Source organism: Candidatus Merdisoma sp. JLR.KK011 (genome assembly GCF_036941125.1).
In the GTDB taxonomy this organism is placed as follows: Bacteria; Bacillota; Clostridia; order Lachnospirales; family Lachnospiraceae; genus Laedolimicola.
This window is the reverse complement of the sequence record NZ_JAYWSZ010000003.1, coordinates 72399-89356: the sequence shown is the minus strand read 5'-3', so window position 1 is coordinate 89356 and position 16958 is coordinate 72399. Positions and strand designations below refer to the sequence as shown.

General features: G+C 50.6%; 16 protein-coding genes. 4 read left to right on the top strand and 12 right to left on the bottom strand.

Annotated features, from left to right (window positions below; genetic code table 11):
* Nucleotides 1–2 precede the first annotated feature (2 nt).
* From VV089_RS01310 to VV089_RS01280, 7 genes are all read right to left on the bottom strand, one after another.
* Nucleotides 3–1190 (bottom strand): thiolase family protein, encoded by a 1188-nt coding sequence (locus VV089_RS01310; protein WP_172541426.1) that lies wholly within the window; start codon nt 1188–1190, stop codon nt 3–5.
* Between the two features lie 407 nt (nt 1191–1597).
* Nucleotides 1598–2596, bottom strand: a complete 999-nt coding sequence (locus tag VV089_RS01305; RefSeq protein ID WP_334334686.1) for a LacI family DNA-binding transcriptional regulator — start codon at nt 2594–2596, stop codon at nt 1598–1600.
* Between the two features lie 146 nt (nt 2597–2742).
* Complete coding sequence (gene argJ / locus VV089_RS01300; protein ID WP_334336195.1) at nt 2743–3966, bottom strand: bifunctional glutamate N-acetyltransferase/amino-acid acetyltransferase ArgJ; 1224 nt, start codon at nt 3964–3966, stop codon at nt 2743–2745.
* Nucleotides 3967–4076: 110 nt separating this feature from the next.
* On the bottom strand, nt 4077–5123 hold the full coding sequence (locus VV089_RS01295; protein WP_334334684.1) for an asparaginase: 1047 nt from the start codon (nt 5121–5123) through the stop codon (nt 4077–4079).
* Nucleotides 5124–5134: 11 nt separating this feature from the next.
* Entirely contained in the window at nt 5135–5581 is a 447-nt protein-coding gene (locus tag VV089_RS01290) for a GNAT family N-acetyltransferase (protein WP_172541429.1), read from the bottom strand.
* Nucleotides 5582–5662: 81 nt separating this feature from the next.
* Nucleotides 5663–6703 carry an N-acetyl-gamma-glutamyl-phosphate reductase gene (gene argC, locus VV089_RS01285; RefSeq protein WP_172541430.1) on the bottom strand — a complete coding sequence of 347 codons (1041 nt, stop codon included), beginning with the start codon at nt 6701–6703 and terminating at the stop codon, nt 5663–5665.
* 168 nt (nt 6704–6871) lie between these two features.
* On the bottom strand, nt 6872–8194 hold the full coding sequence (locus VV089_RS01280; RefSeq protein ID WP_172541493.1) for a replication-associated recombination protein A: 1323 nt from the start codon (nt 8192–8194) through the stop codon (nt 6872–6874).
* Nucleotides 8195–8371: 177 nt separating this feature from the next.
* On the opposite strand from VV089_RS01280, the gene VV089_RS01275 reads away from it, so the two are divergent.
* From VV089_RS01275 to VV089_RS01260, 4 genes are all read left to right on the top strand, one after another.
* The gene (locus tag VV089_RS01275; protein ID WP_334334680.1) at nt 8372–8923 is read left to right on the top strand and encodes an ECF-type riboflavin transporter substrate-binding protein; all 552 of its coding nucleotides are present in this window, start codon (nt 8372–8374) and stop codon (nt 8921–8923) included.
* A gap of 129 nt (nt 8924–9052) precedes the next feature.
* On the top strand, nt 9053–10762 hold the full coding sequence (locus VV089_RS01270) for an ABC transporter ATP-binding protein (protein WP_334334679.1): 1710 nt from the start codon (nt 9053–9055) through the stop codon (nt 10760–10762).
* The gene (locus VV089_RS01265) at nt 10759–11583 is read left to right on the top strand and encodes an energy-coupling factor transporter transmembrane component T family protein (protein ID WP_334334677.1); all 825 of its coding nucleotides are present in this window, start codon (nt 10759–10761) and stop codon (nt 11581–11583) included. The genes VV089_RS01270 and VV089_RS01265 overlap by 4 nt, the downstream gene beginning before the upstream one ends.
* 226 nt (nt 11584–11809) lie before the next feature.
* Nucleotides 11810–13036 (top strand): argininosuccinate synthase, encoded by a 1227-nt coding sequence (locus tag VV089_RS01260; protein WP_334334675.1) that lies wholly within the window; start codon nt 11810–11812, stop codon nt 13034–13036.
* Nucleotides 13037–13354: 318 nt separating this feature from the next.
* On the opposite strand, the gene dagF is transcribed toward VV089_RS01260, so the two are convergent.
* From dagF to VV089_RS01235, 5 genes are read right to left on the bottom strand one after another with little or no spacing between them, the layout of a single operon-like run.
* Nucleotides 13355–14086 carry a 2-dehydro-3-deoxy-phosphogluconate aldolase gene (gene dagF, locus VV089_RS01255; protein WP_334334673.1) on the bottom strand — a complete coding sequence of 244 codons (732 nt, stop codon included), beginning with the start codon at nt 14084–14086 and terminating at the stop codon, nt 13355–13357.
* Nucleotides 14087–14088: 2 nt separating this feature from the next.
* Nucleotides 14089–15195, bottom strand: a complete 1107-nt coding sequence (locus VV089_RS01250; RefSeq protein WP_334334671.1) for a DgaE family pyridoxal phosphate-dependent ammonia lyase — start codon at nt 15193–15195, stop codon at nt 14089–14091.
* A gap of 28 nt (nt 15196–15223) precedes the next feature.
* Nucleotides 15224–15874 (bottom strand): DUF4310 family protein, encoded by a 651-nt coding sequence (locus tag VV089_RS01245; RefSeq protein WP_334334669.1) that lies wholly within the window; start codon nt 15872–15874, stop codon nt 15224–15226.
* Between the two features lie 30 nt (nt 15875–15904).
* On the bottom strand, nt 15905–16621 hold the full coding sequence (locus VV089_RS01240) for a DUF4311 domain-containing protein (protein ID WP_172541440.1): 717 nt from the start codon (nt 16619–16621) through the stop codon (nt 15905–15907).
* A 1-nt stretch (nt 16622) separates the two neighbouring features.
* Complete coding sequence (locus VV089_RS01235) at nt 16623–16958, bottom strand: DUF4312 family protein (protein ID WP_334334667.1); 336 nt, start codon at nt 16956–16958, stop codon at nt 16623–16625.

Genomic DNA, 16958 nt, shown 5'->3' with positions numbered 1-16958 from the left:
GGTTACTGCTTATTACATAATTCAAATAACACAGCCAGCCCTTGTCCGCCGCCGATGCAGAGGGTCGCAATACCGTACCTTTCGTTTCTCCTTACCATTTCATTCATCAGCTTTATGGTAATCACACACCCGGTTGCTCCAATGGGATGCCCCATAGAGATACCGCTTCCGTTTACGTTAACCTTCTCCATATCCAGTCCAAGCTCCCGTATACATGCCAGAGCCTGGGATGCAAAGGCCTCATTCAACTCAAACAGACCGATATCCTCTTTCTTTAATCCTGTCTTTTCAAGCAGCTTTCTCACCGCCGGAATCGGCCCAATCCCCATGTATGCCGGATCAACGCCTGCCACGGCGGCATCACACACTCTGACAATAGGGCGAATTCCCCTTTTTTTCGCTTCTTCTTCTTTCATTAGTACCACCGCTGCGCCGCAGTCGTTGATTCCGGAGGCATTTCCTGCCGTTACGGTGCCATCCTTCTTAAATGCAGGCCTTAGCTTTGCCAGCTTTTCTATGGTTGTATTTTCACGGATATATTCATCCTCTTGGAATATTTTCGTCTCTTTTTTGTTCACCTGCACTTCAACCGGAACTATCTCCTCTGCAAATTTTCCTCCTGCCTTTGCTTTTGACGCGCGCTCCTGGCTGAGAGCCGCATATGCATCCTGCTCTTCCCTGGTAATACCATACCTTGCCGCTATATTTTCAGCCGTAATCCCCATATGATCCCTCGTAATGGGGTCGGATAATGCCGTAATCAGACCATCCTCCAGTTCTCCATGTCCCATGCGGTATCCAAATCTTGCATTTCGTACATAGAAGGGAAAATTTGACATGCTCTCTCCTCCGCCTGCTGCCGCTATCTCGCAAAACCCACTGTCAATCTCCATAGCCGCCGTGTAGATCGCCTGCAGTCCGGAAGAGCAGAGCCTGTTCACTGTCAAGGCTCCCGCTTCATAGGGAATTCCTGCCTTGATTGATGACACTCTGGCCATAAAGGCGTTTTCGGCCGCCTGCCCGACGCAGCCCATTACCACCTCATCCACATCCTCCGGTCTGATTCCGCTTCGCTCCACAGCTGCCTTGATTGCAATTCCTGCCAGATCCGTTGCTTGGTACTGCTTTAATGAACCGCCAAAGCTTCCAATTCCTGTTCGTGCTCCCGACACAATGACAATACGTTCCATATTCCTTGAATCCTCCTTGCATTTCATGTATTGAATAACTTGATGAGCACATTTTACTTTTTTCAGAATTTTCTTTCCATTCGTAAAATAAACAAGATTTTACTAATTTTTTTACCAAACTCACCATATTGAGTTTTTATTTTGCAATTTAATTTCACTGTCTTGGGAATGAAACAGACTTGTTATCTTTTGAATTCTGAAATTTTATAGCATTTTATCTTGCTTTTTTATAGAATGTGTACAAAAGCTTCTTGCTTGTATTGTCTTTTATTCCTGCAGGCATATCCGCTTGGCCTGCTGCCTGCTGAAATAGAAAATAGGAATAAAAAAACAGAAAGAGACTGCCGGAAATATAACATCAGGCTTCTCTGATATCATATTTTCCGGCAGTCCCTTTCTATTTGCTGCTATACCAATTTTTTTACACTGTTTCGAGTCATTATCTGAGGCCTGTACACAATGGAGCTTCCCTCCTCATGCTTTCCCTCAATTATGGTCACAAGAAGCTCCACGGCCTTTTTTCCCATTCTGACTGGATCTGCACCTACCGTTGTCAGACCGGCTCTGGCCGTTACCGGGGTATCATCATAGCATACCACGCTGATATCTTCCGGTACTTTCACGCCATAATGTGCGAAAGCCTCCAAAAGACCGCCTGCCATCAAATCATTTCCGCAGAATACCGCCGTATAATCCAGCCCCTCCTTCACAATACGCTCCCCGTACTGATATCCGCTTTCCCAATTCAGTTCACCTACATGGATGCTCTTGCCTGTCACCGGAAGCTTTCCGGCGCACATGGCATCCTCATATCCCCGTCTCCTTTCCATGGCAGTGGAAGAGTACTGATTTCCTGCCAGATGGCCTATTTTTCTATGTCCCATTTCGATCAAATAGCTTGTAATCATATAACTTCCGTAATAATTGTCACTGCGGATGGTATCAAAATCCGAAAGCCGGATTCCCCGGTTTAAAAATACCACAGGCATCCCGCTTTGTTCCAGAAGCCTGCTGATGTTATCGCCGCCCCGGACATTTACAAATATAATCCCTGCATATTTTTCCTGTATGGCAATTTTTACATATTCTTCCTCTTGCTGTACCGAATTATCACTATAGCCTATGACAACAACATATCTGCCTTTTGCCGTTTCTCTTTTTATAGCGCGGATCATTTCCATATAGTACCAGCTGTCCAGGTCTCCAACAATAATCAGAATCATTTTCTGTCTCAATTCTGATGCCCTAAGCTCCATAATATTTGTCCGGTAATCATATTGTATAAGCAGCTCCTCAATTGCCCTGCGTGTTTCCTCTTTTACATTGTTCTGCTTTGTAATCACGCGTGATATGGTTGCACAGGAGTAACCGCTGATCTTTGACAGCTCTTTGATTGTAATTCCCATACTTGTCCTCCATGGGTTTTGCAGACATGCTCCTATGTCCCTTTTGAGCTCTTTGAACGGTATGGCATGCTGGCACATGTAGATAAATGATTGTTTTTTTCAACAGTATGCTTATTTTTGTAATTTTTTATCATCCACATTCTGCTTTACGACCGATAATCCGCATTGATCTTCACATAATCATAAGTCAGATCACACCCCCAAGCCGTAGCTTCCTCATCCCCCATCTTCACATCCGCCAGCGCCGTCACCTCCGGCTCTGACAGGATCCGGGTGGCTTCCTCCTCACTGTAATCCACCGCCACGCCATTTTCAATAATCTGAAGCTTCCCGGCTGCACTCGCAAAGAACAGATCCACCTTCTCCGGATCAAACTCCACGCCGGAATAGCCCATGGCGCAGAGAATCCGCCCCCAGTTGGCGTCATGTCCATAGACAGCCGCCTTCACCAGGCTTGAGGTCACAACAGATTTACTCAAGGTCACTGCGTCCTCTTTCGTCCTTGCACCCACAATCTTTACCTCAAAGAGAGCCGTCGCTCCCTCACCGTCCCCTGCCATCTTCTTTGCCAGGTAAGTGTTCACCGTATTCAAAGCCGCTGCGAACAGCCTGTAGTCCTCGTTTTCTTCCCGAATCTCCGGATTTTCCGCCGCATGGTTGGCAAGCACCAGCAAGGTATCGTTGGTAGAAGTATCCCCGTCCACGGAAATCATATTGAAGGTATCCTTCACATCCTCGCTGACGGCCTTTTGCAGCATCTCCTTGGAAATGCAGGCGTCCGTGGTCACAAAAGCAAGCATGGTGCACATATTGGGATGAATCATGCCGGAACCCTTGCACATACCGCCGACAGTCACGGTTCTGCCCCCCAGCTCCACCTGGACTGCAATCTCCTTGTGCACGGTATCCGTAGTCATAATAGCCTTAGCCGCAGCCGTTCCATGCTCCACAGTACTGCCTTTTGCTTCTTTTAATAAGGTAATTCCCTTTTTCAGCCGTTCCATGGGAAGCTGCATGCCGATAACGCCTGTAGACGCAACGAGTACGGCGTTTTCCGGGATTCCCAGCGCCTTCGCACATTCCTCCGCCGTTTCCTTACAGTAACCGTACCCTTCCTCTCCCGTACAAGCATTGGCAATCCCAGAGTTAACCACCACCGCCTGCACAAAGGGAGATTCCGCTGTTATCTTCTGATCCCATTTCACCGGAGCCGCCTTCACCACATTGGTGGTAAAGGTTCCTGCTGCCTGGCATGGCGTCTGACTGTAAATAAGCGCCATATCCGTCCGTCCCTTGTACTTAATCTCCGCCGCAGCCGCAGCCGCCTCAAAACCCTTGGCCGCTGTAACGCCGCCAGGGATTTCTTTTATCTTTTCCATACTTTTTTGTTCCATCCTCTTACACCCTCTCGACTGTATTTTTATTCCTGTAACCAACGATCCAGGCCGATCTGGATCATGCCGCTCTCCGCCTGAAAGAATCACCTTGTGCCGGCGGGTCCGCCTGACTTTTTCCCATAAGGCACACTCGTATCATAATTGATCTTCCGATAGAACAGCTCTTCAACCTCCTCAAAGCTCAGCCCCCCGATGCCAAGTATCCACATAATCTTTGTATATACTGCCTCCAGCGTCATATCATAGGCCTCCAGAAACCGGAACCGCTCCCGTATCCGCTTGCCTACCTCATACACATCCACATCACTCCCCTCGTATGTAACCTGGGTCGTCATAATCAGGATCTTTTCCTCCGGCTGATATCTGCTTAACTGGCAGAAGAATTCCTCCGCAATGCTGTCGGGAATTCCCCCCACTCCAAAGCTCTCCACAATCACGCAGTCAAATTCCTGAAAAATAGGCTTTAAAATCTGGGGCTGCATTCCAGGAACCAGCTTCAAAAGAAAAACCTTGGGATGCACCTTATGATAAAAAACGGGAAGCTCCTTCGAAATCTCCTCCTTCACATAGCGGATCACCCTTCCGTTCTGTACCACACCCAGAACCGGAAAATTAATACTGGTAAATGCGTCAAAGCTGAAGCTCTTCACCTTCTTGGCCCGTGTGCCCGCAATAATCTGCCCGTTAAATACAACCTGCACGCCGGGACAGTCTTTTTCCATGGCAACCGCAATGCTGTCCCTTAGATTCCGCTTTGCATCGGTAATTTCCTGGTTGATAGGCTTTTGTGAGCCGGTAATTACAATGGGCTTCCCCGGATTCTGAATCAGGTAAGAGAGCGCTCCTGCCGTATAAGCCATGGTGTCCGTACCATGGCAGATAACAAATCCGTCATACTGCTCATAATGAGTTTCCACAGCCTCCAAAAGCCTAAGCCAATGCTCCCAGGTCATATTGGTGCTGTCCAGGCTGCATACCTCCAGGGTATCGATCCGGCAGCTTTCACGCAGATCTTCTAAGCCCTTTAAAAGCTCGTCTGCATGAAGGGCCGGAGCAAGCCCCCGGTCTGTGGCTGCGGAAGCAATGGTGCCCCCTGTTGTCAGCATTAGAATCTTTTTCTTTTCCCACATCGTATTTCCTCTTATTTATTAAACGCTTCAATGTTTTTTTCATTGAGCACAAAATCATAATAATTCAAATCCTGCCGTTTTGTCCAGCCTATACGGTTCCAAAATGCATTACCGATGTCATTTTTCGTAAATGCAATGAGAGATACTTTACTAATCTCCTCTTTCTTCAAAGCGTTCATGGCATATACTACCATGGCCTTGCCAATGCCGCGCATCCGGCAGTCCCTGTGAACGCACACATGGTAGAAGCAGCCCCTGCGCCCGTCGTGGCCGCAGAGAATGCTTCCCACCACACGTCCGTCCTCCAGAGCTACCACGCTGGTATCCGGATTCCGGCGCAGAAAGCGCTCTACGCCTAATCTGGAATCATCGATACTCCGGATGGCGAAGCCCTTAATGGTCATCCAGAGCTCGTACACGCCTTCATAATCTTCGATTGTCATGGTTCGGATTGTCATAATCTTCGTCCATTCCCTTCTGATAAAATCATATTATAATACCTGAAAAGCATTTCTTAATCCGTCCAAAATCCTTCATCTCTATGGGAACATGGGTACCAGATCAAGGCCTTCGCTCTCCTTCAGCCCAAACATCAGATTCATATTCTGAACGGCCTGTCCGGCGGCGCCCTTTACCAGATTGTCCATGGCTCCCATCATAATCACGCGGCCTGTCCTGGAATCGATCTTAAAGTTCACATCCACATAATTGCTGCCCTCCACCCATTTTGTCTGAGGGCATACATCCTTCTCCAGCACACGCACAAACCGCTCTGAAGCGTAATACTTGTCATAAACCGCCTTTATCTCCTCATAGGATACCTCTTTTTTCAAGGAAGCATAAGCCGTGATTAGGATTCCCCGGTTCATAGGAACCAGATGAGGCGTAAAATTGATCAGCACCGGTTCCCCGGCCGCATACCCCAGCTGTTCCTCAATCTCCGGCGTATGGCGGTGGGAAGCAACGCCGTAAGCCTTGATATTTTCATTGACTTCACAGAAAAGATTGTCCACTTTGGCTCCCCGGCCGGCCCCGGAGGTTCCGGACTTGGCATCTGCAATGATCGTGTTGGGATCAATCAGCCCTTCCTTTAATAAAGGGTAAATGGAAAGCGTGGTACAAGTCGGATAACAGCCGGGATTGGCAATGAGCCTGGCTCCTTTCACGGCTTTCCGGTTAATCTCGCAGAGGCCGTAGACGGCTTCCGGGATGTATTGGGGCGCAGGATGGGTGATCCCGTACCACTGCTCGTATACCTTCACGTCCTTGATCCTAAAATCCGCACTGAGATCCACGATTTTTGTCCGGGAGAGAATCTCATCGTTCACCAGGGAAGCGCACAACCCCTGGGGAGTCGCCGTGAATATAACATCCACCTCTTTCGAAAGCTCCTCCATATTGTCATCCAGACACTTGTCTTCTACAATCTGAAACATATTCTGATAAACCTGGGCATACTTTTTGTCTATGTAGCTTCTGGAGCCGTACCATTTGATTTCGGCTTCCTTATGGCCTGTCAAGAGCCGCACCAGTTCTCCCCCGGCATAGCCGGTTGCTCCGATAATTCCTGCTTTAATCATAACCTGCCTCCTCATTCTCAAGTCTCAAAGAACCATGCTTACGCACGATTTGAGACGCATATTCAAAACAAAACTGCTGCAATATTTTCATTGCATATATTACCACCGGGAGCATATATATGCAAGTATTATTTATATTTATTCATTTCTTCTTACTTTACACAAAAATCAAGAGTCCGGCCTTTTCCACTCCAAAATCTCCCCGAGCTTTTCCCTTACATACCTCTCCTGCCCTTCATCCGTGGGATGATAATACCGCCTGCCGGCCAAAGCCTCCGGCAGGCACTCCATCCGGCTCAGCTTTTCCTCTGTATCATGGGCATAAATATACCCTTCCCCATAATGGAGATCCTTCATCAGCTTCGTAGGCGCATTGCAGATCTGTAAAGGCACCGGCTCTGCCGGCAGCTCCCGTACATCCTCCTTGCAGGCCTCGCAGGCCCGGTAGAGGGCATTGGACTTGGGCGCCATGGAGAGATACACTGCCGCATGAGTCAGATGTACATCACATTCCGGCATCCCCAGGAAATGACAGGCCTGATAAACGGACACCGCCAGCGGCAGAGCCTGGGAATCTGCCATCCCTACGTCCTCGCTGGCAAAGCGTATCAGCCTTCTTGCAATGTACAAGGGATCCTCTCCTCCATGCAGCATCCGGTGCATCCAGTAAAGAGCCGCATCGGGATCACTGTTGCGCATGGACTTGTGAAGGGCGGAAATAAGATTGTAATGCTCCTCCCCGTTTTTATCATACAACAGAGAGCGTCTGTTCATACACTGGGCCAGGAGCTCCTCGTCGATGCAGATCACGCCCCGCTCATTCATCTTTCCATTGAGAACCGCCATTTCCAGGGTATTGAGGGCCGTCCGGGCGTCTCCGTTGGCAAACCGTGCAATGGCCCGCAGATGAGTTTCTTCTATTAATAAGTCGAGATTGCCAAAACCCTTGGGGCTTTTCAGACCATGACGGAGCAGAGCCGTCAGATCCTCTTCCTCCAGCGCCTTCAGAATAAACACCTTGCACCGGGACAAAAGAGCGGAATTGATCTCAAAGGAGGGATTCTCCGTCGTGGCGCCTACCAGGACAATGCTCCCCTTTTCCACAAAGGGAAGAAAGGCGTCCTGCTGGGCCTTGTTAAAACGGTGGATCTCATCGGTAAACAAGAGCGTCCGGATTCCCATCTTCCGATTCTGCTCCGCCTGGTTCATAACCTCCTTTACCTCTTTGATCCCGCTGGTCACTGCGCTGAATTCCACGAACTCCGCCCGTGTCTGCCTGGCTATGATTCTTGCCAGCGTAGTCTTGCCCACGCCGGGCGGCCCCCAGAAAATCATGGAGGACACCTGGTCTGTCTCGATTAATCTGCGGAGGATCTTCCCCTCCCCGATCAGGTGGCTCTGTCCCACGTACTCATCCAGGCTCTCAGGCCGCAGCCTGCTGGCCAGAGGCGCACTCTGCGGCCGATCGTCAAATAAGCTCAACTGTTCCATCATAGATTCATCCCCCGTCTGCACTCTGACGTACCTTCCTGCATTTTTGCAAACATATGTTTCCTCTATCATACTACATTTCAAGAGCTGCCACAAGACATTTATTATGAACTTTTAATATAGAAAAGTACACGCATGTACTGCCAAACCAATCAAGAGGGAAAAGGAGAGTTACCAATGAAAAATTTCTCAGTAAAAACAATCGTAGCAATCGGTATCGGCGCGGCGCTGTTTTTCGTGCTCAGCAGCTATGTGGCAATTCCTACACCAGTGCCCAATCTGAAGATCAGCGTACACTATCCCGTTGTAGCCGTTATGAGCATGCTCTTCGGGCCTGTGGCAGGCTTTCTAATGAGCCTTATCGGCCATTTCTTAAGCGACCTGGCAAGCGGCTGGGGCGTATGGTGGAGCTGGATCGCAGGAAGCGCCTTCTTTGGCCTGGTGATGGGTCTCTTGGGCTATAAGCTGAAGCTGTCCAAGGGTGAATTCGGCGTAAAGGGCTCAGTGATTTTCAATGTGGTACAGATCATTGCACACCTGATCTCCTGGGGACTGACTGCTCCCGGCCTGGATATTCTTATTTATGACGAGCCTGCGGAGAAGATCTTCCTCCAGGGTGCCGTGGGAAGCGTTGGAAATATCCTTTCAACAGCCATTGTAGGCACTATTTTGTGCTTCGCCTACACAGCTGCCAGAGCGAAAAAGGGCTCTTTAAAAGCAGAAAAATAAGGAAGCGGAAGGGGCTGTCACAAAATAAGGCTTATGGATGGAAAAACCAGTTGTCTTATTCTGCGGCAGCCTTTTTTCCTGCTTCTGACGGCAAAACCAGAGACAAATCAGCAGCAAAAGGAGGTACATGTGAAAGAACCGATTATTAAATTTGAGGATTTCAGCTTTCAGTACGACGCCCAGGCGGAGCCCACGCTGAAACATATCAATCTTGAGATTTATCCAGGGGAAAAACTCCTCATCGCCGGGCCCTCCGGCTGCGGCAAATCCACCCTCACCCACTGTATGAACGGCCTGATTCCCTTTGCATACTCCGGAGAATCCACCGGAACCTTAACCATCCGGGGCAGGGAGACAAAGACTCAGAGCATCTTCGAGATCTCCAAGACCATCGGCACCGTGCTCCAGGATTTGGACGGCCAGTTCATCGGCCTTACCGTTGCGGAGGACATCGCCTTTGCCCTGGAAAATGCCTGCGTAAACCAGACAGACATGAAAAAGGAAGTTCTGGAAACAGCCCGGAAGGTGGGAATCGCCGATCACCTGGAGCACTCTCCCGACGCTCTGTCCGGCGGCCAGAAGCAGCGGGTCTCCATGGCCGGCGTTATGGTAAACCAAGTGGAAATCCTTCTCTTTGACGAGCCTCTGGCCAACCTGGATCCGGCCACCGGAAAACGCGCCATCGAGATCATTGACCAGATACAAAAAGAAACAGGCACCACTGTGATCATTGTGGAGCACCGCCTGGAGGATGTGCTGTGGCGGGACGTAGACCGGATTGTCCTGATGAAGGATGGGGAGATTGTGGCAGACCAGGCTCCGGACGAGCTTCTTTCCACCAATCTTCTTCCGGAAAACGGAATCCGGGAGCCCTTATACTTAACTGCGCTCAAATACGCCGGGCTCACCATAACCCCTGAATGCCGGCCCCACAGCATCCGCAGCCTTACCCTTACGGAGGAAGAAAAATCCTGTGTCCGCGACTGGTATCACAGCCGGAAGGCCCGTGAGAAAAAGGAAGAGCCGGAGATTCTTCTTCAGGCCGAGAACATTGATTTTACCTATGAAAACGGCTTCCACGCCCTAAAAGGCATCCATGCTTACGCCGCTAAAGGAGAGCTCCTTGCCATTGTGGGAACAAACGGAGCCGGAAAGTCCACCTTCTCAAAAGTCATCTGCGGCTTTGAAAAGCAGCAGAAGGGCAGCCTCACCTTCCAGGGAGTGGACATGAAGGATTACAGCATCAAGGAACGCGCCGACCGCATCGGTTATGTCATGCAGAACCCCAATCAGATGATCTGCAAGACTATGATCTTTGACGAGGTGGCCTTCGGCCTGAGGCAGCGCCATGTGCCGGAGGATACCATTGCCCAAAAGGTAGACGAGGTATTGAAGGTATGCGGCCTCTACCCCTTCCGGAAATGGCCCGTGTCCGCCCTAAGCTTTGGGCAGAAAAAGCGTGTCACCATCGCTTCCATCCTCGCCCTGGATCCCCAGATGCTCATTCTGGACGAGCCCACAGCCGGACAGGATTACCTGCACTACACGGAAATCATGGAATTTTTGAAGGATCTTCACAACCGGGGAATCACGGTGGTTATGATCACCCACGATATGCATCTGATGCTGGAATACGCCCAGAGAGCCATTGTATTTTCCGGGGGACAGGTGATTGCAGACGATACCTCCGCCAACATTCTCACCAACCCGGATATCATCAGCCGGGCAAACTTAAAGGAAACCTCCCTTTACGACCTGGCCCTTTTGTGCAAAATCAGCGATCCCAATGTATTTGTCCAGCATTTTATCGACTATGAAGAGGAGGAGGTACGGGGATGATTCAGTTATTTAACTATATAGAGCGTGTTTCTCCTATTCATAAATTAACGGGAGCCTCCAAGATGGCCTGTATGCTTTGCTGGGTTCTGGCGGCAATGATTACCTTTGATACCAGGTATCTCGTCCTGCTCACCGTATTTGCCTTGATCTTATTCCGGGTTTCCAGAATCAAAGTCAGCGACGTGAAGGTAATCCTCATCTTCTCCCTGGTGTTCCTGGCCATGAACAATCTTCTGATTTACCTGTTTTCCCCGGAGCATGGGGTGAGCATCTATGGAACCCGGACGGTGCTCTTCCACATCATCGGGCGTTACAGCATCACCGCACAGCAGCTGCTCTACCATGCAAATGTGATTTTAAAATACACAGCGACGATTCCCGTGGTGATCCTCTTTATCTCCACCACCCAGCCCAGCGAATTTGCCGCTTCTTTAAATAAGATCGGCGTAAGCTACAAGGTGTCCTACTCTGTCTCCCTGGCTTTGCGCTATATTCCGGACATCCTGGACGAATTTCACGCAATTTCCCTGGCACAGCAGGCAAGGGGCGTGGAGCTGTCCGGCAAGGAAAACCTGGTAAAACGTCTGAAAGGAGCCACCGCCATTCTGATGCCCCTCATCCTCTCCAGCATGGAGCGGATCGAAGTCGTATCCAACGCCATGGAGCTGCGCTGCTTCGGCAAAGAACCAAAACGTACCTGGTATCGGGAACGGCGCTTTACAAGCCTTGATTACACTACCATGGTTCTGGGATTCCTGCTGATCGCCATTTCCATTGCCCTGCAGTTTCTCAACAAAGGGCGCTACTGGAATCCCTTCTAAGCGGATGCCCACAGCATCCATTTATGCATGTTTTTTGAATATTATGTATAAAATATTATCTTTATACAATTTATTCCTAAAATATACGCATAAATATGTATAAAATTTCACTTGCATCTTTCCAAAGGATGTTGTATATTATTTGTCAGTGAGAAAAGCCAAAGACTGGGGCTGTCCTATTATGCGGCAGCCCCAAATCAATGCAAACCGAGGAGGATATAAAGACATGAAAGAAAAAGTTGTACTGGCCTATTCCGGCGGATTGGATACCACAGCTATCATTCCCTGGCTGAAAGAGCATTTTGACTACGAAGTGATCTGCTGCTGCATCGACTGCGGACAGGGAAACGAGCTTGACGGCCTGGAAGAGCGGGCAAAACTCTCCGGCGCTTCCAAATTATACATTGAAAACATCATCGACGAATTCTGTGACGACTACATCATGCCCTGTGTACAGGCAGGCGCCGTATACGAGAACAAATACCTCTTAGGCACCTCCATGGCACGTCCGGCCATCGCCAAGCGTCTCGTAGAGATCGCCCGGAAAGAAGGCGCAGCCGCCATCTGCCACGGCGCAACCGGCAAAGGCAACGACCAGATCCGCTTCGAGCTCGGCATCAAAGCCCTTGCCCCGGATCTGACCATCATCGCCCCCTGGCGCATGACCGACATATGGACCATGCAGTCCCGTGAGGACGAGATCGAATACTGCCGCAAGCACGGCATCAACCTGCCCTTCGACCACAGCCAGAGCTACAGCCGCGACCGGAACCTGTGGCACATCAGCCACGAAGGACTGGAGCTTGAGGATCCGGCCAGCGAGCCCAACTACGAACACATGCTGGTCTTAGGCGTCACACCTGAAAAAGCTCCCGACGAAGGCGAATACGTGACCATGACCTTTGAAAAAGGCATCCCCGTATCCCTGAACGGCAAGTCCATGAAAGTATCCGAGATCATCACCGAGCTGAACGCCCTGGGCGGAAAGCACGGCATCGGCATCGTAGACATCGTAGAAAACCGCGTAGTCGGCATGAAATCCAGGGGCGTATACGAGACCCCCGGCGGCACCATCCTCATGGAAGCCCACCAGCAGCTGGAAGAGCTCGTTCTGGACCGCGCCACCATGGAGGTCAAAAAAGACCTCGGCAGCAAATTCGCCCAGATCGTATACGAAGGAAAATGGTTCACCCCCCTGCGCGAGGCAGTACAGGCCTTCGTCACCAGCACCCAGGAGTACGTAACCGGAGAAGTCAAGTTCAAGCTTTACAAAGGCAACATCATCAAAGCAGGAACCACCTCCCCCTACTCCCTATACAATGAATCCCTGGCCTCCTTCACCACCGGCGATCTCTACGACCACCACGACGCCAGCGGCTTCATCACCCTCTTCGGCCTCCCCCTAAAAGTCCGCGCCCTAAAACTAGCCGAAGCCAAAGCCACCCAAAACTAAACCCCATCCCCAACAGCACCCCCCTGGCTGCCCCCCCCCAAAGCCAGGAGGTGTCAGCCGTAAAATAAGCCGCCAGGCTTTTCCGATATCCAGTGTCCGGCTGTTCACGTACACGCCGTATGATCGGAACGAACATTACCCCAACACCTGCAGCCATAAAAAACCTGCAAAAGTAATGTACGTTCAGAGCATACGGCGTGTACGCGAACCGTCCGAACCGTTGTGATAAGGAGGGACCCACAAAGTGGGAGGATTCCTTATCGCTGGGGATACGGAAAAGGCCTGGCGGCTTATTTTACGGCTGACACCTCCGTCCGTCTAAACCACTTCCCTCACAATCCCCAAAAGTCTCTTCACATCCCCCGTCCTAGTATCCCCACTCTCCTTATCAATAATCGAAGAATACACATGAGGAATCACCTTCTGCACCCCGGCGCCCAGAATAATCTCCATAATCTCCCGGAAATTATCAAGATCAATCCCCCCCGTAGGCTCCATCACGAACTCATTTTGCGCACAGGCCTCTGCCACAGCCTTGAGCTCCTCCTTACACTTCAAGCCCCCCATCGGGAAAAACTTCACCGAATTGCCCCCCATTTCCCGAATCATGGCAATGGCCGTATCCACCGGAACAAGAGCCGGCTCACAGTCCTTAGAAAGAGGGCCGGTAGAAATCTTCACAAATCCCGGCTTCCCACAGGGAGAAACAAGAGAATTGATATGGGCCTCCTCATTTCCTACATTGGCCCTGGTATATCCTACAGCCGAAAACACCTGGTTAAAATGATTCGCCTTAATCTCCTTGGCAATGTCCCCCACAGCCTTCCACTGGGCCGGATTTCCGCCCCCTAAGCCGACAGAAAGATTGCCCTCGAGAACTTCCATATACCGCTTCATATCCTCCACCGCGCTGGGTACATCGGGATAATTGGCAGAAAGCACGCCCACAACCACATACTTCTCTGCAGCCTCATAAATCTCCGCCGCATTTTTCAAGCTTCCGCCCAGCACATTCAGGCACACTCTGCCCTTATAATAATTGATTCCCATTTCTATGCCTCCATAATCTTTCTCAATTTTTCTACAATAAGCTCCTTATCGCCTTCCACCAAAGGTCTCGGATCCAGATCCAGCTTGCCAAGACTCATAAATTCCGTGCGGCAGCGGACCGTAGGATCTCCCTCCTTCAGCCTCTGCTCCAGCTCTATAGCTGTCATCCCGGCCTCCTTAGGCTCCACAAAAATCCTTGCCCGGTAGATTGCCCGGCCCGCCTCGTCCTGAATCATCTCGGAATGCAGTCCTGGAATCTGATTGATGGAATCCCTAAGCCAGACTGCTGTCTCTTTATTCTTCTCGGCCTCCGCAGCCCGATCCTTATGCTCGTACTGCTCCAAGGCTTCCAAAAGCCCCATAATTCCTTCCTTGCCAATCTTCATCGCCCGGCCGATTCCCTTGTACTGCTTCCTGGCATAGGCAATATACTCCTTCTTTCCCGTCACAAATCCAGAGGTTGTGGCCTCCAAAGCCTTTGCTCCGCTGTAGCAGACAAGATCCGCCCCCATGGCAATGTATTTGCGGAAATCCTCTTCCGCCGCCGCATCCACCAGAAGGGGAAGCCCGTTCCTGTGGGCAATCTCGATCATAGTGGGAAGATCCACCATTCCCTTTTGTACGCAGTGATGGCTCTTTACATACATAAGGGCCGCCGTTCTGTCTGTGATGGCCTCCTCAATGTCCTCCGGGGCTACCTCCGTGGCTGTTCCTGCCTCCACCGGCACGCCGCCTCCCAGACGGATGATCGTCTCAATGGGCACATTAAAATTGATGGCATGGCCCTTCTGGAGAATGATCTCATTGGCCAGTCCGGAGGAATCCGGCATCCGCTCCACCAGAGACTTTTTCCCCTTTGTGATAAGGCCTGCAACAGTGATGGCAATGGCCGCCGAGGCGCACACCGCCGGACAGCTGTCCTCCCCTCCCGTATACCGGGAAATAATCTCTCCGGCCTTAACCATCAGATCCTCAATCACCACATAGGACTGTCCTCCCGCCACAGCCGCCTTTGCCACCCGGTCGCTGATGGTGGATACCCCCAGCACAGTCACGCGGCCGCTGGCATTGACGACCCGGTTCAATCCGATATCCTGATAAATACTCATATAAAGTCCCCCTGTCCTATCCTGAATTTTAAAGGAAAATGCCGCCTAAAATCATGGCTCCCAGGATTGCGCCTCCTGTCATTTCCTTTCCCCACTTATAGAACACCGCAGCCCCAAGCACTGCACCGATTCCTGTATACACATTGTACTGTGCGGCCGCAACAATAATCAGAGGGGCCAGATAACGGCCGGTGGCATTTCCGGCGCCCATCATAACGGAGGTTCCGCCTACTGCCACGCCCTCCGGCATTACCTTACGGATAATCATGATCACAGCTCCCATAACGAGTCCAATCAAGGCTCCCGTAAGCAGGGCGGTGAAGAAATTAGAGAAAGGAAGCTCCCATCCCATAGATAAGAATAAAGCCGGTAATCCAATGCCCACGCCGGTCTGGAGAGAACCGCCGATATCCAGAAGTCCTACCAGGGGGCCTTCCAGAATACGGGCAATCAGGAAGCCCGCCGCAAAGCCTGCTGCCGCCGCATAGTCTCCGCCGTCCATTCCGTCCCTGAGCATAGCTACGATAGAAATCTCGTTAAATGCGCCTGTGCCAAAGCGGATATACATAAAGGTTCCGGCAAAAATCGCTGCTGCAGCCCCCATAATCAGAAGGATAAAGGTGCTGTCCTTCATTAAAAATGTATCCAGTTTCTGTCCAAATGTTCTTTTGTCATCCATTGTTTCATCCTCCTATTTATAATTCCATAATTATAACCCAAACTGGTTAAAGAATCCTCTGAAATATGCAATTACCAGGAACATAATCACTACGATGGCAATCAGGATCTGCACAATTCTGCTCTTGTAGCCATTCTCCTCCGCTGATTTTCCAATCAAGATACCGAGCACAATGCCAGGCACTGCATTTCCGGAAACCAGTGCGGAAACGCCGCCCAGAATGGTTCCCCACATCCCTGTCTGTTTTCCGGCATCCAGAGCCGCCAGCCAGAAAATCGCAGGCATGACCGGATTGATCAGCCAGCCCGTAGCGGGAGTCAGCACCTCAGAGGCAATCAGAGAAAGCTTTTCCGGAATAATGCGCGCCATGGTATTCAGGAATATCATCAGCACGCCGCCCACAGCCGCGCCGGCACACATCATCTTTTTGGGATTGTGCAGGGTCTCCTCCGGCTTGTTGTTCTTAACCAAAAGCGCAGCCGCACCCCAGTTGGGGATAATGCGGTGCATAACATCCTGGGTCAGCGCTCCTGCCGCCACTGCAGAGGCTGCCGAGGAAAAGAAGAAGCCCAGTCCAAAAGAAAAGTGAGCAATGGGGTCTCCGTTGCAGGCGTTCAGCTCTCCCAGGGTACGGAAAGCTCCCATGGCCTGAACCTCCGGCGCATGAAACATACGTGCCGCGCCGGCTGCAATACATCCGCCGCCGATGATACCAATAATGGCGGAATAAATAATAATCTCCAACATATCAAAAATCCTCCTTTGTTATATTTAAGTACTTTACCTTCACAATGATCCTTGCCGTAATCGTAAAATACACTCTTTCCCGGGGCATAAACAGAAACAGGAACCGCTCTGTCTCCTTCTTAAGCTTTACGTTCTCAAAATATACGGCCCTCGTCTCCATCTGAATAATGGGATGGCCGATCTCCTCAAAAATCTGCTTCCGCATCATCTGAAACAGATTCCCCACTGCGCTCTCCAGAGAATCCCCGGTCATGGTCAGTGTCATCTCATGTTCCTTTTCCTCAAGGAGCTGCCGGTCTTTCAGGGTATTGACCTCTTCCACCTTCTGCCCGAACAT

What these genes read in the sequence shown, in the direction of transcription:
- VV089_RS01310 (WP_172541426.1), bottom strand. Translation starts at nt 1,190, where the DNA reads ATGGAACGTATTGTCATTGTGTCGGGAGCACGAACAGGAATTGGAAGC.
- VV089_RS01305 (WP_334334686.1), bottom strand. Translation starts at nt 2,596, where the DNA reads ATGGGAATTACAATCAAAGAGCTGTCAAAGATCAGCGGTTACTCCTGT.
- VV089_RS01295 (WP_334334684.1), bottom strand. Translation starts at nt 5,123, where the DNA reads ATGTGGGAAAAGAAAAAGATTCTAATGCTGACAACAGGGGGCACCATT.
- VV089_RS01290 (WP_172541429.1), bottom strand. Translation starts at nt 5,581, where the DNA reads ATGACAATCCGAACCATGACAATCGAAGATTATGAAGGCGTGTACGAG.
- argC (WP_172541430.1), bottom strand. Translation starts at nt 6,703, where the DNA reads ATGATTAAAGCAGGAATTATCGGAGCAACCGGCTATGCCGGGGGAGAA.
- VV089_RS01280 (WP_172541493.1), bottom strand. Translation starts at nt 8,194, where the DNA reads ATGGAACAGTTGAGCTTATTTGACGATCGGCCGCAGAGTGCGCCTCTG.
- VV089_RS01275 (WP_334334680.1), top strand. Translation starts at nt 8,372, where the DNA reads ATGAAAAATTTCTCAGTAAAAACAATCGTAGCAATCGGTATCGGCGCG.
- VV089_RS01265 (WP_334334677.1), top strand. Translation starts at nt 10,759, where the DNA reads ATGATTCAGTTATTTAACTATATAGAGCGTGTTTCTCCTATTCATAAA.
- VV089_RS01260 (WP_334334675.1), top strand. Translation starts at nt 11,810, where the DNA reads ATGAAAGAAAAAGTTGTACTGGCCTATTCCGGCGGATTGGATACCACA.
- dagF (WP_334334673.1), bottom strand. Translation starts at nt 14,086, where the DNA reads ATGGGAATCAATTATTATAAGGGCAGAGTGTGCCTGAATGTGCTGGGC.
- VV089_RS01250 (WP_334334671.1), bottom strand. Translation starts at nt 15,195, where the DNA reads ATGAGTATTTATCAGGATATCGGATTGAACCGGGTCGTCAATGCCAGC.
- VV089_RS01245 (WP_334334669.1), bottom strand. Translation starts at nt 15,874, where the DNA reads ATGGATGACAAAAGAACATTTGGACAGAAACTGGATACATTTTTAATG.
- VV089_RS01240 (WP_172541440.1), bottom strand. Translation starts at nt 16,621, where the DNA reads ATGTTGGAGATTATTATTTATTCCGCCATTATTGGTATCATCGGCGGC.
- VV089_RS01235 (WP_334334667.1), bottom strand. Translation starts at nt 16,958, where the DNA reads ATGTTCGGGCAGAAGGTGGAAGAGGTCAATACCCTGAAAGACCGGCAG.